Source organism: uncultured Shewanella sp. (assembly GCF_947495455.1).
Lineage (GTDB): Bacteria > Pseudomonadota > Gammaproteobacteria > Enterobacterales > Shewanellaceae > Shewanella.
In genome coordinates, this window is sequence record NZ_CANLZC010000125.1 from 1 (window position 1) to 14,759 (window position 14,759).

A 14,759-nucleotide genomic window follows, 5' to 3' on the forward strand; every position below is an offset into this window, starting at 1 on the left:
TAACTTGGCTCACTTCACAATCAGTATTCATTGTTTATGAGCCAGAAAAGTGGGGATCCCTCAGTCACGGGTATATTAGTGATGTGGTAAATAAAATAAAACCCAATAAGATGTTTGTTGGGTTTTGTTGTTTTAGAGTGAGCCGGTGAATGATGTCTTTAAATGACCAACCGCCCCGCTAAGCTGAACATTAATCATTACTTCGAGTGATTAGTAGGCCCGCTAAACCAATGAATAATGATGATGTCATTGAAAGGGTCAATCCAGTGCTATCACTCATTACTTCGAGTGATTAATCGGACTGCTAAACCAATAAACAATGATGATGTCATTGAAAGGGTCAATCCAGTGCTATCACTTATTACTTCGAGTGATTAGTAGACCCGCTAAACCAATGAACATTGTGCCACTGAAACGGTCAAACCAATGTAATTTATTACTTTTTGTGAGCTTAGGCGCTAATACGCTTGCTAAGCTGGCATAGATCATGACAAAGCTAAAATCAATTGTGGCCCAGGTTAGCGCTAAAATAAGCAGCTGCGGAATTTGCGGTAAAGACATATCGATAAATTGTGGGAATAATGCACTAAAAAAGAGTAAGTCTTTAGGGTTGCTTATTCCAACTGTGAAGGCTTGTTTGAACATATTTTTTGAGTTAGCTTCTTGCTTTGTCTGTGTTAGTTGCAAGCCTTGTTGCTTATTTTTACTCAGGAGCAGTTTTAGTCCCCAAAAAAGCAGATAAGCTCCACCACACCACTTCAAAATGATAAATCCATATTCGGCATTACTTAAAATCGCCCCTAAGCCTAATGCTGAAGCGAGCATAAGTAACATCGCGGCACTGACACTGCCCAGCCCTGTAATGAGCGAACGTTTTTTACCATAATGTATGCCGTGATTCATTGATAATACGGCCATAGTACCTGGACTTATTGCAATCATGAGTACGGCAAAGGAAAAGAGTAACCAAGTATCAAAATGCATTTGATAACATCCTTAATCATTGTATAAGTTTATGGGCAAGTAATATGGCTGAGTTTAAAGCACAATGCTAGTGCTTATAGTCAGGGATTTCCTTAGGGTGTAAGCCTTTTATTGTGCGGTGGAAACTGATAATTTTTTCCATATCTGATTTTATGTCGTCACTGGGGATAATACTGTGCCCTATAATGATTTTTTTTATTTTAAAATCAAAACCTACTGTAACAATGGGAATGTTAGCTAGACGTGCTATGTGATAAAAGCCCATTTTCCAGCGTGTGACTTGACTTCTTGTGCCTTCAGGTGTGAGAGCAAGTTTGAAATTGGGGTCATTTTTAAATAGAAGTGATGCCCCTTTGACAAGGTTGTTGCATTGGCTTCTGTCCACCGGAGTGCCACCTAATGCGCGAAAAATCCAGCCCCAAGGTGGAATAAACAGCTGATGTTTACCTAAGAAGTGAATTTTCTTTCCTAATGCATAGCAGCCAATCAGGCCAATTAAAAAGTCCCAGTTGCTGGTGTGGGGGGCGACAATGATGATGTATTGTGGAGCATTCGGTAGTACTCCCTTAAAATCCCAACCTATTAATTTTAATAAGCGATAGCAAAATGTTTGAAGCATGTCATACACCTTAGTTCAACAAAAAGTCCTTTCTTTACTTTTTGATTAAGGGTTCTTATTCATTATATTCGAATATGACCCATGTTGACGTATAATGCTGTATCTTTCATTAGTATGGATTAATACTATGATAAAAAAGTTTATGTTTTTATGGTTGTTTTTGATTTCATTTATGGCGTCTGCAGTACCAACGGATGACATTTTAGCAGTTTTAGAAAAGCAGGAAGCAGCTTGGAACAAGGGGGATATAGCTTCTTATATGCAGGGCTATTGGCACAATGATAAGTTAAGGTTTGTGTCAGAGGGTGAGTTTCAATTTGGCTGGCAAAACATGTTGAATGCTTATCAAGGCAATAGTGTCGATAAGAGTGCATTAGGGCAATTAAGCTTTATCGTTGATGAGATAAAAATGTTGAATAATGATGCCGCAGTGGTGACTGGAAATTGGTCTATTATTCGATCCAAAGATAACCCTAAAGGGGTGTTTACTTTATTAATGGAGAGAAAAAATGACTTATGGGTGATCACTCAAGATCACTCTTCAAGTGGAAAAGGTTAACAGGATAGTCGTTAAGAGTCTTCTGTATTGAAATGGAAGGCTTCTTGTCCCACCTGATCGCCTCGATTATTAAAACGTACTTCAGTAAAAGAGATGTGCTTTTGTCGATTAATGAGAATAACGCTAGATGAGCGAGTGCCATACTTAGGGTGTTTAATGAAGATGGAGGACAGTAACCGCTCCCATTTTAGGCTAACCCCAGTGTGGGGTAAATGTTTATCTTTCGCTTGTTGGGTGTCGGTTAATAGGGCTAGAAGCTCACTTGGAACAGGTGTGGCGTGTGTGTTTAGATACTGTTTCAGTGCATAGTTTCCTCTCGCCATTTTAGGCCATATATCATTTAATTCTCCATTGCTGATAGCATGAAATCCAGGTGGTAAAGTGCTGCATTTTTGAGTTTGACTGTTATAGCAGTGAAGTGAATGCTCATTGCCATATAGTAAATTAAAGGGCTGGTATTTATTACTATTTTCTTTTAACCAAGATGATGAAAGAGGAAAGTTTGGCTGTGTGAGTGCGAATACGGGAAGCTCTCCTCGTGATTTTTTGTTTTTTGTATTTGCTCCAAGCATTCTAATATTGGTGATAGCGGCAACATTGCCTGACTTATTAACACCTAACCAAGTCCCTCCAGCTACAAGATCTCTTCCTGCTAATAGCGTGTTTTCCGGTGCCCAAAAATGGGCTTTTTGCGTTTGCCTTGCATGTGACTCATCTCTATTGGCGCAAATAATAAGAGGGAAATCTGGAAGGACTTTTAGAGCAACGAATAGAATACACATAAGTTTTAAGGTTAGTAGATGACTATCTACTAACCTTAGTGCTTGAATGAAATTATGTGTAGTGGGGGCTAATGATGGTGCTCTTCGTGCGCATGAGGTTTAGGTGTAAAACTCACTAAACTTAGTAAAAATTGTCTAGGGCCTAATCTTAGCAAACTGGCTGAGAAGAGTAAGCATAAGAGTGCCATTGAAAGGATGCTGAACCAATTTGGAAAATTAAATATTGCGTGCCATTGAGGGTCAATCCATTGAGCTACGATGACTGATAAAAATATAAGCCCAGTGAGTGATGCGATATTATTAATATTTATGTTTTTTAATGAGACAGCATTGAATAAGGGGGCTGCAAGTAAAGGCAGCAAGACTGCGCTGGTTGACCAACCACTATACGCTAAACTTAATGAGAGGACAGTGGCTCCAATGGAGCAAAAGCGCATAGGAATGAGAAATGCAGCAATGATCATCACTTGCCATATAGGATGGATGAGTAACAAACTGGGATAACTAATAAGATTAACTAGGATTAGACTCAATAAGACCCAAGGCGCGCTTTTATCAACCTGATGACTTAGACCGAACTGTAAAAATGACTTACCTGTATAGGCTGTCGAGCCAGCAGGTGTGATGTTCGCATAAGTTAAGTAACTGGATATGCATAGAATGCCGATAGCTTGAAAGAGTGCAAGCCAAGGTCCTAATAAGAATGCTGTGACTAAAAGTGTTTCTGGCCCTATGAGTGCCTGAAGCCATTTTAATTGAGTGTTCTTTATATTAGGGGTTAAGCCTAGTGCATATCTGATACAAGCCGCTAGGTAGCAAATCAGTAGAATGGGAGCAATGGTGAGCATCCATTGCAATAACTGAGGGACAAAATTTTCATGATGATTATGCTCATGGCCATCGCTGCCCATCGACATTAAACCAAATAGTAAGCCTATGCCCAATAAACTGCCTATGCCCGCTTGATACTCATATTTCCCTTGATGATCTGGCTTTGAATGCCCATGGGGTTGATGTATCACGACATGGAGAATAGAGCCTGTAACAAATGCCTGTAAATAAACAGTATTATCTAAACTGAGATGAGTTATTAGTTGTTCACCGGCAAAGTAGCCAACCCCAGTTAATAGCATCATGGCTGTGATGACGGCAAAAGCCCAGCGAATACCGACTTGAGGCTTAAGTAACCACCAAATTGCCAACCCTATGGGGAGTCTATGCAGAATGACTCCAAGAGCCAATAAGCTTGAATTTCCTTCTTGCTGAGCGAGTATGATGGCCCCACCATCGGTGATGGTATGTAAAAGTAATCCTGAAACACCTAAAAATAGGGTTATGTTATGGGTGACATCAGAATATTTATGGAATAAACGTTCACTGGCACTTGGCCCCCACATGCCAATGAATAAAAACAATATTGATAGCAGGCCGCCATGTTCAAGCAGTTCAGGTAAAATATGGATGAGAACTAGCCCTCCTAAGGAAACAAAGATAAAACCATCTAAGCCTTTTTGTAGACCAGTTCCCGTTGTAAAAAAACGATAAAAAACAGGGCCCAATAAGAGGGCTATGCAGCTAGCAGCAAGATACAGCATGATATCCAAATAATAAAAAGGGGCAAAATATTATTGTTAGTATACCAGCCTTATTTGAAGCTGTTGATCTTTCATTTATCTTCTTCAGACAGGATCTTTGGTAGGGAGTACCATACAAGTCATCTGTTTAAGGTGGGCGCTTTTAATACTAACATATTAAAGTTATGTAATGCCCTAGACTTAAACAATTAAGTTCATCCTTGCGCTGCATTATTTGTTTGAAATTTTGTATACAATATAAAAATACTATTAAAACTTTGTAATTATCTATCTATGGACACTTTTTCTGCTGCTGTAATGTTGTTTCTTATTATGGATCCTCTAGGAAACTTACCAATATTTGCATCTATTTTAAGGCATATCGATTCAAAAAAAAGACGTAAAGTATTGATAAGAGAATTAATTATTGCACTTATTATTATGTTCCTTTTTTTATTTTCTGGAGAGGTTATTTTAAACTTTCTTAATTTGCGATCTGAATCTGTCAGTATTGCGGGTGGAATTATTTTATTTCTGATTGCAATTAGAATGATTTTTCCTCAACCAGGTGGCGTGGCAGGCCTTGCTGCTGGAGAAGAACCTTTTATTGTGCCTATGGCGATCCCTTTGATGGCGGGGCCTTCCGTATTGGCGGCACTTATTTTACTTGCACATACAGATAGTAGTCGAATGCTAGATTGGAGTATTGCGCTTTTATCTGCATGGGGATTAAGTGCGGCGATTTTACTTTTTTACAAAGTATTAACTAAGATGTTGGGAGAGAAAGGATTGACTGCGATGGAAAGGCTTATGGGAATGGTGCTTGTGATGATTTCGGTGCAGATGTTCCTCGATGGTGTGGGCAGTTACATGGGCCGCTTGCATTAAAAATAATACTTAAGTACTAGTAAAAATGTTTGTGAAAAAGTGTTGTGAAGGTTATTATTTGGTTTCAGTTGTGTTAACTTGTGCCGAAAATGCGAAAATATGACACTTTTTTTTATTTTGTTTGGGGCGGCATAAATAATCTGAGTATTGTTTTTCATAATAGCTTTTATAGAAAGAGAGCTTGGTATGTTTTGCTGATTTTGGGGTCATGGTATTTTCCCGTCAGTGCGAGGCCAGTCCAAGAACCTTTGGTTGGTTCTGAATTGCTGAGTACTCAGATTATAGAGGAGCAGCTACAAGGCTTATGTTACAGAGTATTGCCTATGGCGGGGGGATCGGACCCTTGTATTGATGCAGGGGCTCATTCTGTCAATGGGCAAGATAAAGCGGAAGGATATCAATATTATTCTCAGCAAGGACATTTGCTAAATAATGCGATGTCTTTCAATATCGAATTGCCCATCGTTCAATATTTAAGCCTATCAATGCAGGCTCGTTGGGATATCGAAGAGGATTATGATTATAGCCAAGTGCTGGTGGATGGGGTGGCAATCGCTGGTAATCACACTAAAGCCAGTAACCAAATGAATCATGCTAGAAATATTTTAACGGGAAATTCTGCCCGTATTGCTGGTGAAAAAAACTGGGTTGATTTAACGTATGACTTGAGTGGATATGCGGGCAGAAATGTGCGTATTACTGTGAATTATGTCACAGATGAAGCAGAAGGCCATGATGGTATTTTGATCCGTAATCTTGCCGTTAATCAAGGGAATGATGAAGTATACCTCTATGGTGCAGAGTTGAATGAACTCATGAGCTTAGTGGGTTTCGAGCGTATTCCTAATCAGGCACTAGAAAGTGAAAAGCGATATATGATGAGTTCGGACAGTATTATCGATATGGGCTTAGCATTATACTCAATGCAGAATGAGTTAGGTCAAGGTGTCTTGTTAATAAAAGATTTTTGACAATATTACATTGATTTATTGTTCATCTGTCTAAGATGCGGCTTGCTTTTGCGATATTTTAAAAATATTGTCTTTAGCTGTAGGTAAAAAAACTTCACTCACAATGAGCTCTTCTGAGTGAAAGTGAAAATAACGGCGGCGTCCCCATAGAGGCTCGTTGACTTCTTGGTGTAATGAAGTTGCCAGTGCGGCTAATTTACTGCTTAAGGAGAATTTGGCGATTTCTATTTTACCGGGGATGAATTCATTGGTGGTAAATAGCAGTTCTCCTAACGGCTTGGAGCCTAATGCTAAAAAATCAGCTTGTTTTTTTGACATGAGTTGTTGAGGGATCAAGGTTCTGGCAAAGACCCAAGGTTCGCCGTCTAAACACAGTAATACTTCTCTAACCCAGACTTTTTGCTGTTGTGGAAATTCTCCAACACAAGAAGTCATCATTCCCTCTCCTAATACTTTGACTTCAAAATGTTGACATTGATCTTTTAGCTTTTGCGTCAAGCTATCAGGTGCCATTAGCCAAGTATTGAGGCTAGGAGCCAGTGTTTCTGTTACGTTGACTGGAGATAACCAGTTGATTTCTTCTCCGTAAGGGAAGCGCAATGTATTGAAGGTGGGCATGGCATTCCTTGCTGTGAGTTAATGAACTGCTAGTGCGGTAAAATAGATATTATCGATCTTAACGGAAGCAAGCTGTAAATGGCGAGCCAAAGTTTACCACGGCGAAAAGGAAAACCTCAAATAAATTGAAACTAAGGCCTGTTTTTATGGGGGGGCTTAAAAATAGGTTCAGTTGGTTTAAAATAAGTGTTTTGTAAGGATTACAATGCTTGTTCCATGATGTCGCTTTTCATTAAAGGGATTGATTGAGCAACTTAGGGAGTACAGGTGAATGAGAATAAAAGGGTTATTGTTGGCGATTATCTGTAGCGTTAATTTGAGTGTTTTTAAGGTAACTGCTGCACAAGAGCAAGCATTACAGAGTTATGCTTATTACGGACTTGAGCCTGATATTGTGACTAACTACATCAGTGGAAGCAAAAAAATGGGTTTTGTTAGGGTTAATGTTGAACTGATGGTGAGTGGAACTCAGGCCTTGGCTCAAATAGAACATCATGATCCATTACTAAGGGCAGCCATATTATCAATTTTGGGCGAGCAAAGTGAAGCACAAATTAAATCGATCATAGGTAAAGAGGCGATTCGTCAAGCTTGTTTTGATGCGGTTAATCGGTTACTTGAAGAAGAAGTTGGAGAGGCTCTAGTGGTGAATTTATTATTCACTCAGTACTTATACAATTGAGTAATCAGGTATAATTGATTTTTTCGTTATTTTATTTTCTTTATGTCTAAAATTACTCAAAGGTTTTCTGCCAAAGAGATGGATGAGACAGTACCTTTAATTAAAAATAAAGGGTTACATTCACGCAACCTGCATAATTCTGGATATGACTTTGTTGCTTTAATTGAGTCTTCTCCTGATTTAAAAAACTATGTCAAACCCACAGGTTTTGGTCATTTGTCGATTAACTTTGCCGATCCTATGGCCGTCAAGGCGCTTAATTGTGCTTTGCTAAAACATTTTTATCATATTGACTACTGGAATATTCCTGACGGTTTCCTATGCCCTCCTATACCTGGGCGAGTTGATTATATTCATCATATTGCTGATTTATTGTCATCTACGGGTAAGCTTCGTAAAAACGCTAAAGTAAAAGTTCTAGATGTGGGAACAGGGGCGAACGGGATTTATCCTATTCTCGGTATACAAGCTTATGGATGGCAATTTGTTGCCAGTGACATTGATTGTTTAGCCATCAATAATGTGGAAAAAATAATCACTAACAACTCAATGCTGAAAGGTAAGCTAGCACTGAGATTACAAAGTGATCCTCAGTTGATATTTCAAGGCATTATCTCACTCGAAGACAGGTTTAATTTAACTATGTGTAATCCGCCTTTTCATGCCTCTTTGGCTGAAGCGGCAGCTGGAACTGAGCAAAAAATCAAAAATTTAGCGCTTAATAAGGATAAAAGAAATAGTCAATCTAAAAATAAAAGCAATTCAGTCAATAGGTTAAAATTAAACTTTGGCGGACAGAAAGCTGAGCTTTGGTGTGAGGGCGGTGAGCGTCAGTTTCTGCAAAGAATGATAAAAGAAAGTAAAATGTTTTCGCAGCAATGCCAGTGGTTTACATGCCTAATTTCGAAGAAAGATAATGTCGCTTTTTGCCAAGAAATCTTAATGGCTGTGAATGTCGCGCAGTCAAAAGTGATTGAAATGAAACAGGGTAATAAGAGAACTCGTGTTTTATGTTGGAGTTTCTTGAATAAAAAGCAAGAGCGTTTGTGGCTAAATTTTCATACTTAGTGTAACAAGATATTTAGAGCAATAACTCAGCATTTTGAAAAGTAGCAACTGTATCTCAATAACTCAGCCCTGTATTATGGATTCTTATTTGTTTTAGGCTAACTGTTTGCTAGCGAGTGGTAGCATAAATGGTATCCCATTAAACCAATGGAAGTTCATAACGTGTTTGAAGAAAAAAAGTGGACATTAAAAAGCATTGCTGAAAAATTAGGTGTATCTAATGCAACCGTGTCTAATGCTTTTAATCGACCGGATCAATTATCCGAGAAGCGTCGCAAAGATATTTTAGCTGCCTGTGCTGAATTAGGCTATTTAGGGCCGAATAAGGCTGCTCAATCTTTGCGCAAAGGCAAGTTTGATACTGTGGCATTAGTGCTATCTGATAGTGTTGAGCATATGGTTTCTGATCCCGTTGCGAGCCATTTTATGAAGGGGGTGGCATCGGTATTGGCGAGAGAGAAAATTAATTTATTACTCTTTTCTGGTAGTTCTGAACATGTGAATAGCGTGGTTGATTTTGTCGATGGTTTTATTTGTTACGGCCGTCCCAGGAATTCATTATTAGTTGATCAGTTAAAGATGGTAAAAAAGAAAGTTGTGACTGCTGATTTCGATATTCAAAGTAACGCATCTGTGGGTATTGATAATGAATCTGCCGCAAATGAAATTGCATCATTAGCGATTCAATCATCAAATGATGATGTTGCTGTTTTGGGGTTACGTTTATTGGATACTGATACCACTTGCTATGTGGATGATCTTGATACCGCAGTCAATGATGCTTCTGTTTCTCATTCACGCTTAAAGGGCTATTTATCGGCTTTATCTTCAAAAGGCGTTGAACTGAAGTCGAAGCGAATTTGGAATATTCCAGAAAGTCACTCCCAAGCAGCAAGTATTGCTGTTAAGCAAGCTTTGAATGCGTCTCCAAGACCTAATGTTTTTTTATGTATGAGTGATATGATTGCACTGACGCTAATGAATGAGGCGACGAATATGGGGTTAAAAATTCCACAAGATATTCGTGTTGTTGGTTTTGATGGTATTGATGAAGGTACTCGATATAACCCACCATTGGCAACAGTGCATCAGTTATCAGAGCAAAAAGGCATTAAGGCTGCACAAATGTTTGTGGATGGTGCGACCCATGAAGAAGTTTTGCCTTACGAGCTTAAACTCGGTGCGAGTTGTTAACTTTGTCAAATGCGCTGAAGAATTTCTTTAGCGCATAGTCAATGACGTTAACTAGAAAGACTATAGCAAGACTAATAACAAGATATGATTCTCATCGATTCTATTTTTAACCACTACTTAGACTAAATTGACGTGTAGTGATGCTTGGTGGTACGCCAAGCTAATTCCAAACCTTGCGGGACTTGTTCTTCAATTATTAACCTAGGTTTATTTGCATTTGGTCCAGCATCAAAAATGCCAATCCCATCATGGCTACCTTTAAAACGGGGACTTTGGTATTGGGTAATACTTCGAAAAGTATCTTTGAACATGCACGGACTATGAATACCCTATAAGGTTTTTTTGTTTATTTTATACAAATTGCTTAATCGATTAATTCACACCTGGTATTCATATTATTAATGGCTCGCTTTCTCAAATTAAGACTCATTCATCGAGTAGCAAAAAGCTGAAGACTGCGTTGTTGTGTGTTTTTTATTAAGATATGGTCGATATGCCTGATTATTTTGGGTCGCTAACTTCATTGCTATTGACTAGAGCGGGTGCTGATTGGGTGCGAATTCGATATACTGGGTCAATAATAAAGTGAAATAGGACATGGAAAATGAGCGCAGCAAAAATAGGCATAGTGACGGTTAGCGATAGAGCCAGTGCCGGTATTTATGAAGATTTATCAGGTAAAGCGATTATTGATGTTCTTAATGAATATTTAGTGTCTGAGTGGGAACCGATTTATCAAGTGGTTCCAGATGAAAGAGAAGTGATTGAGGAGACATTAATTCGCCTTGCAGATGATCAGCATTGCAGTTTAATTGTGACTACGGGTGGAACGGGACCTGCCAAAAGAGATGTCACACCTGAAGCGACTGAAGCAGTGTGCGATCGTTTGATGCCTGGCTTTGGAGAATTAATGCGAGCCGAGTCACTTAAATTTGTTCCTACCGCTATTTTGTCTAGGCAAACTGCAGGTCTTCGTGGTGATTCATTAATTGTTAATTTACCCGGTAAGCCTAAATCTATTCGTGAATGCCTAGATGCGGTATTCCCTGCCATTCCTTATTGCATTGATTTAATGGAAGGGCCTTTTTTAGAGTGTAATGAAGCTGTAATAAAGCCTTTTAGGCCAAAAGCGAAATAAAGTAAAAATCAAGTCTAAGATTCTGATAAAAATCAATATTTATTTATTTTTACAAACAATAAAATGTTTGTTTATTGTTACATTTGTTTTTGTGGTTTTGCTTTTTTTTCGGCTAATTGTGCGTGATTAGAGCAAAAACTCTTTAGTTTTTATTGCATCTTAAAGTAATATGGCTAAAAAATAATACGCTTTTAAGCGATGAAGGTAGCTATTTTATGTCTCTTGAACAATATCATGTTATTCGACTTATACAGCAAAAGAGTCAATCACTTGGTGAAGCCATCGCGCTTAAAGGTTTTGAAATGACCGCGCCTTGGGACAATGTGAGCTGGCGTCAATTTGATGATTACACATCACAAATTGCGCGAGTATTGATCCAGTTTGGACTTCAGCCTCAAGATAAGGCGGTGATCTTATCTCAGAATTGCCCTCAATGGACCTGTGCCGATGTAGGTATGTTAAAAGCCAAGGCGGTTGTTGTCCCTATTTATCCCACTAGCACACTAGAGCAAGCGGCCTATATTATTAAAGATTGTCAAGCTAAGATCATTTTTGTGGGTGATCAGCAGCAATATCAAATGGCTTGCCAACTTCTAAAAGAGTGTGACAGTGCTACTCGTATTATTGTGTTTGATGCCAGTGTTGAATTACTCGATGAGGATCATCATTTCCATCTTGATAAACTCTTATTCCAAGCTGTGAAGCCTGCTTTTGAGCAAGCATTAGAGCAACGTTTATCGAATCTTCCTCTCGACGACATTCTGACTTTGATTTATACCTCTGGTACGACTGGAGCACCAAAAGGGGTGATTTTAGATCATCGAAATGTGGCAACCATTATTCGCCAGCATGACAGTGTCCTTAATTTTGAAACCGGTGATGTTTCGTTAGCTTTTCTACCATTAAGTCATGTTTTTGAGAGAGGCTGGAGTTTTTACGTATTAGGGCGAGGTGGCTGTAATGTTTACCTTCAAGATCCGATGAAAGTCAAAGAAGCCATTACTGAGGTGCGTCCGCATACTTTGTGTGTTGTGCCGCGTTTTTTAGAGAAAGTCTATAGTGCGGTGCAAGAGAAAGTTGCAAAAGCACCTGCGAAGCGTAAAAAGCTGTTTGCTTGGGCATTATCTGTGGGAGAGAAGCACTTTGAAGTGAGCCAAGGAAGAGCGCAGGGATCCTTATTATTAAGTTTACAATTCTTACTGGCTAATAAATTGGTATTTTCTAAATTACAGCAAGTCTTAGGTGGTCGGCTTAAGTTTATGCCTTGTGGTGGTGCTGCTCTTGAGGCAAAAGTGGCTGGTTTCTTTCATAGTATCAACCTGCCTGTATTATGTGGATATGGTATGACCGAGACGAGTGCGACGGTCACCTTAAATACTTTAAAAAATCGTGTAACGGGATCTAATGGTCAAGCTTTACCTGGGGTTGAAGTCAAAATTGGTAAAGATAATGAGATCTTAGTGAAAGGCGATACAGTAATGAGGGGCTATTATAATCGTCCCGACGCGACAGCAGAAACCTTTGAAGATGGGTGGCTGAAAACGGGGGATGCAGGCTTCATTGACGATAATGGCAATTTGTTTATCACTGATCGCATTAAAGAGTTAATGAAAACCTCAAACGGTAAATATATTGCTCCACAACGTGTTGAAGGTAAGGTGGGGTGCGATCCACTGATTGAGCAAGTGGCTATTGTTGCCGATGCTAAGCATTATGTTACCGCTTTGATTGTACCGTCTTTTGAGTCATTAGAAATTTGGGCCAAAGATGAGGGGGTCGATTATAGTTCTCCGTTAGATTTATTGCGACATACTAAAGTGATTGAACATTTTGAGCATAGATTGCATTTGCTACAGGATGAGCTTGCTGGGTTTGAAAAAATAAAGAAGTTTACTTTGTTAGCGGATCCCTTTTCAATGGAATCAGGTTTAATTACGCCGACAATGAAATTACGCCGTAAGATGATTTACCATAAATATTCTCAAGAAATTGATGCGATGTATAGTTAACCTGAACTCGGGATAATGAGTGTCAAAAATGTTAGGTAACCCATTTAATATCAAAAAATTGAATGAAATTGGGTCATTCTTTATTTTTAAATTGGGTTTAATACTGCGATTTTTGTCGATATCAAGGCGGGATTTCGTATCTAATAGCGGGCTATTAGTAGAAAGCACAACGCAGATAGGGGCAGAAATAGTGCTATTAAACGGCGCTGCTTATCCCGAATTCAGGTTAGTTAGTTTTAGGAGTTTATTGTGGTCAATAATGCTGTTGAGCTTGTTATCAAGCCAAGATTTTGTGAAACCGATGCGCTAGGGCATATCAATAACACGGTTATTCCTATGTGGTTTGAGGCTGCACGTGAGCCCATTTTTGAGATTGTTAATCCCGGTCAAAATTTAGCGGCTTGGAATTTAATTTTAGCCGGTTTTAATATTACTTTTAGTGCGCCGACATTTTATGGAAAAGAGGTGGTGGTTAAAACGCATATTAGCCGTATTGGTAAAAGTAGCTTTGTGGTGACACAAACTTGTTGGCAGGAGAGTAAAAAAACGGCTGAAGCGCAAACGACCATGGTGTTTTATGATTATGCAACGAATAAAAGCCAGCCATTAACTGATGACATTCGTGATCAGTTGAGTGAGCTAATACCAATCTAAATAAATAAGTGATCATTCAGAGCTACTCAGGCTTTTCAATTCAAGGCGCATTGATGTGTTGAGGGTTTAAGACTTGTTTTATTTTTCCTATGAAAAATAAAACAAGTCTTTTAAGCTTACTGTTCGTAATGGTGTAGTGTGTTGAGCAATTCTGGCGTCAGTGGAGCTTTTTGCCCCGTTTTAAAGTTAAACATGACCACTTTTGACCATCCAGTTGTGGTGATTTTTTGTTGTTTTTCGCTAAAGGCGGTGTAATGCAGAATGAACCTGTCATTTTCAATATCGCTGACGGTGACACCTATGGTTAAGGTGTCAGGGAAAGTCACAGGGAATTTGTACTTTGCTTGATTCTCACTGATCACAGGTCCAATCATGGTTCCTTTTTTAAGTAAGTGTATTTTACTTAAAAAATCAATTCTTGCCGATTCAAAATATCTGAAATAATTAACATTATTAATATGTTGTAGGGCATCCATATCACCCCAAGCAACTGTGATATTGGTATGTATTGGGTATTGCGTGACAAAACTGTCCATTTTTATTACTTTCTCCATGGTTATTTATTGTTGTTAATTCAAATTTAATATTATTTAAATTGTTATTTTGTAAGATTTCTTTCCTTTATTGCCGAGTGTTAAGATTCTGCGGTGGATGATTATATTTTTGTCATTGATTTTAATTATGAGGCATGCTTTTTTATTTGGGCTAATTAGCAAGCCTAAGAATATTTAACTTCTCAGGCTTATTGTTTTTAGCTTTTCAGGTTTTTAGATTTAGAGATTGATTGGCCCCTGTATGTTATCAAAATTAACTTCACCGAAGCCTGAAGTGACTATGGTTAATCCCTGTGTATCATAAATATTAATATCGCCAGAACCATCATCAAGTGTGACCTGACCTTGAGTGGTATTAATGTCTATACCCGTGATACTTGAAGATGCCTGTTTTCAGAGCCTGTAAAAGTGCCTAATTCAAGGCGTATTACTGCAAGAATGCTTATTGCCTTTTAAGGTGATACA

Annotated in this window: 16 protein-coding genes; 9 read left to right on the top strand and 7 right to left on the bottom strand. The window is 38.6% G+C overall.

Going from position 1 to position 14,759, the window contains the following annotated elements; genetic code table 11:
* Nucleotides 1-354: 354 nt before the first annotated feature.
* Both Q0791_RS21925 and Q0791_RS21930 read right to left on the bottom strand, forming a co-directional pair.
* Nucleotides 355-984: a LysE family translocator gene (locus Q0791_RS21925; protein ID WP_299011236.1), complete on the bottom strand. Its 630-nt coding sequence runs from the start codon at nt 982-984 to the stop codon at nt 355-357.
* Between the two features lie 67 nt (nt 985-1,051).
* Complete coding sequence (locus Q0791_RS21930; RefSeq protein ID WP_299011238.1) at nt 1,052-1,603, bottom strand: 1-acyl-sn-glycerol-3-phosphate acyltransferase; 552 nt, start codon at nt 1,601-1,603, stop codon at nt 1,052-1,054.
* 127 nt (nt 1,604-1,730) lie between these two features.
* Here Q0791_RS21930 and Q0791_RS21935 point away from each other — a divergent pair, with 127 nt between their 5' ends.
* Complete coding sequence (locus Q0791_RS21935) at nt 1,731-2,162, top strand: nuclear transport factor 2 family protein (RefSeq protein WP_299011239.1); 432 nt, start codon at nt 1,731-1,733, stop codon at nt 2,160-2,162.
* An 11-nt stretch (nt 2,163-2,173) separates the two neighbouring features.
* Here the strand turns inward: Q0791_RS21935 and Q0791_RS21940 are convergent, their stop codons facing one another.
* Both Q0791_RS21940 and Q0791_RS21945 read right to left on the bottom strand, forming a co-directional pair.
* Nucleotides 2,174-2,944 (bottom strand): NRDE family protein, encoded by a 771-nt coding sequence (locus Q0791_RS21940; RefSeq protein ID WP_299011240.1) that lies wholly within the window; start codon nt 2,942-2,944, stop codon nt 2,174-2,176.
* A gap of 68 nt (nt 2,945-3,012) precedes the next feature.
* The gene (locus Q0791_RS21945; RefSeq protein ID WP_299011241.1) at nt 3,013-4,539 is read right to left on the bottom strand and encodes a metal transporter; all 1,527 of its coding nucleotides are present in this window, start codon (nt 4,537-4,539) and stop codon (nt 3,013-3,015) included.
* 273 nt (nt 4,540-4,812) lie between these two features.
* Between Q0791_RS21945 and Q0791_RS21950 the strand changes: the two genes are divergently transcribed.
* The gene (locus tag Q0791_RS21950; protein WP_299011242.1) at nt 4,813-5,406 is read left to right on the top strand and encodes a YhgN family NAAT transporter; all 594 of its coding nucleotides are present in this window, start codon (nt 4,813-4,815) and stop codon (nt 5,404-5,406) included.
* Between the two features lie 263 nt (nt 5,407-5,669).
* The gene (locus Q0791_RS21955; protein ID WP_299011245.1) at nt 5,670-6,377 is read left to right on the top strand and encodes an immune inhibitor A domain-containing protein; all 708 of its coding nucleotides are present in this window, start codon (nt 5,670-5,672) and stop codon (nt 6,375-6,377) included.
* A 30-nt stretch (nt 6,378-6,407) separates the two neighbouring features.
* Here the strand turns inward: Q0791_RS21955 and Q0791_RS21960 are convergent, their stop codons facing one another.
* Complete coding sequence (locus tag Q0791_RS21960; RefSeq protein ID WP_299011247.1) at nt 6,408-6,995, bottom strand: chorismate lyase; 588 nt, start codon at nt 6,993-6,995, stop codon at nt 6,408-6,410.
* Nucleotides 6,996-7,266: 271 nt separating this feature from the next.
* Here Q0791_RS21960 and Q0791_RS21965 point away from each other — a divergent pair, with 271 nt between their 5' ends.
* The 3 genes from Q0791_RS21965 to Q0791_RS21975 all read left to right on the top strand — a co-directional run bounded on the left by Q0791_RS21965 (nt 7,267) and on the right by Q0791_RS21975 (nt 9,939).
* A complete protein-coding gene (locus tag Q0791_RS21965; RefSeq protein ID WP_299011249.1) occupies nt 7,267-7,677 on the top strand; it encodes a flagellar basal body-associated protein FliL in 411 nt (136 codons plus the stop codon).
* A 42-nt stretch (nt 7,678-7,719) separates the two neighbouring features.
* Nucleotides 7,720-8,745, top strand: a complete 1,026-nt coding sequence (gene rlmF, locus Q0791_RS21970) for a 23S rRNA (adenine(1618)-N(6))-methyltransferase RlmF (protein ID WP_299011251.1) — start codon at nt 7,720-7,722, stop codon at nt 8,743-8,745.
* A gap of 147 nt (nt 8,746-8,892) precedes the next feature.
* Nucleotides 8,893-9,939 (top strand): LacI family DNA-binding transcriptional regulator, encoded by a 1,047-nt coding sequence (locus Q0791_RS21975; protein WP_299011253.1) that lies wholly within the window; start codon nt 8,893-8,895, stop codon nt 9,937-9,939.
* 122 nt (nt 9,940-10,061) lie between these two features.
* On the opposite strand, the gene Q0791_RS21980 is transcribed toward Q0791_RS21975, so the two are convergent.
* Nucleotides 10,062-10,250, bottom strand: a complete 189-nt coding sequence (locus Q0791_RS21980) for a hypothetical protein (protein ID WP_299011254.1) — start codon at nt 10,248-10,250, stop codon at nt 10,062-10,064.
* A gap of 293 nt (nt 10,251-10,543) precedes the next feature.
* Here Q0791_RS21980 and mog point away from each other — a divergent pair, with 293 nt between their 5' ends.
* The 3 genes from mog to Q0791_RS21995 all read left to right on the top strand — a co-directional run bounded on the left by mog (nt 10,544) and on the right by Q0791_RS21995 (nt 13,740).
* Nucleotides 10,544-11,077 (top strand): molybdopterin adenylyltransferase, encoded by a 534-nt coding sequence (gene mog, locus Q0791_RS21985; RefSeq protein ID WP_299011255.1) that lies wholly within the window; start codon nt 10,544-10,546, stop codon nt 11,075-11,077.
* Nucleotides 11,078-11,292: 215 nt separating this feature from the next.
* Nucleotides 11,293-13,086 (top strand): long-chain fatty acid--CoA ligase, encoded by a 1,794-nt coding sequence (locus tag Q0791_RS21990; RefSeq protein WP_299011257.1) that lies wholly within the window; start codon nt 11,293-11,295, stop codon nt 13,084-13,086.
* Between the two features lie 249 nt (nt 13,087-13,335).
* Nucleotides 13,336-13,740, top strand: a complete 405-nt coding sequence (locus tag Q0791_RS21995) for a thioesterase family protein (protein WP_299011259.1) — start codon at nt 13,336-13,338, stop codon at nt 13,738-13,740.
* Between the two features lie 116 nt (nt 13,741-13,856).
* On the opposite strand, the gene Q0791_RS22000 is transcribed toward Q0791_RS21995, so the two are convergent.
* On the bottom strand, nt 13,857-14,276 hold the full coding sequence (locus tag Q0791_RS22000) for a thioesterase family protein (protein ID WP_299011261.1): 420 nt from the start codon (nt 14,274-14,276) through the stop codon (nt 13,857-13,859).
* Between the last annotated feature and the right edge of the window lie 483 nt (nt 14,277-14,759).

Excerpts from the sequence above, each read along its gene's own strand:
- Q0791_RS21925 (WP_299011236.1), bottom strand. The coding sequence starts at position 984 with ATGCATTTTGATACTTGGTTACTCTTTTCCTTTGCCGTACTCATGATT.
- Q0791_RS21930 (WP_299011238.1), bottom strand. The coding sequence starts at position 1,603 with ATGCTTCAAACATTTTGCTATCGCTTATTAAAATTAATAGGTTGGGAT.
- Q0791_RS21935 (WP_299011239.1), top strand. The coding sequence starts at position 1,731 with ATGATAAAAAAGTTTATGTTTTTATGGTTGTTTTTGATTTCATTTATG.
- Q0791_RS21940 (WP_299011240.1), bottom strand. The coding sequence starts at position 2,944 with ATGTGTATTCTATTCGTTGCTCTAAAAGTCCTTCCAGATTTCCCTCTT.
- Q0791_RS21945 (WP_299011241.1), bottom strand. The coding sequence starts at position 4,539 with ATGCTGTATCTTGCTGCTAGCTGCATAGCCCTCTTATTGGGCCCTGTT.
- Q0791_RS21950 (WP_299011242.1), top strand. The coding sequence starts at position 4,813 with ATGGACACTTTTTCTGCTGCTGTAATGTTGTTTCTTATTATGGATCCT.
- Q0791_RS21960 (WP_299011247.1), bottom strand. The coding sequence starts at position 6,995 with ATGCCCACCTTCAATACATTGCGCTTCCCTTACGGAGAAGAAATCAAC.
- Q0791_RS21965 (WP_299011249.1), top strand. The coding sequence starts at position 7,267 with ATGAGAATAAAAGGGTTATTGTTGGCGATTATCTGTAGCGTTAATTTG.
- rlmF (WP_299011251.1), top strand. The coding sequence starts at position 7,720 with ATGTCTAAAATTACTCAAAGGTTTTCTGCCAAAGAGATGGATGAGACA.
- Q0791_RS21975 (WP_299011253.1), top strand. The coding sequence starts at position 8,893 with ATGGAAGTTCATAACGTGTTTGAAGAAAAAAAGTGGACATTAAAAAGC.
- Q0791_RS21980 (WP_299011254.1), bottom strand. The coding sequence starts at position 10,250 with ATGTTCAAAGATACTTTTCGAAGTATTACCCAATACCAAAGTCCCCGT.
- mog (WP_299011255.1), top strand. The coding sequence starts at position 10,544 with ATGAGCGCAGCAAAAATAGGCATAGTGACGGTTAGCGATAGAGCCAGT.
- Q0791_RS21990 (WP_299011257.1), top strand. The coding sequence starts at position 11,293 with ATGTCTCTTGAACAATATCATGTTATTCGACTTATACAGCAAAAGAGT.
- Q0791_RS22000 (WP_299011261.1), bottom strand. The coding sequence starts at position 14,276 with ATGGACAGTTTTGTCACGCAATACCCAATACATACCAATATCACAGTT.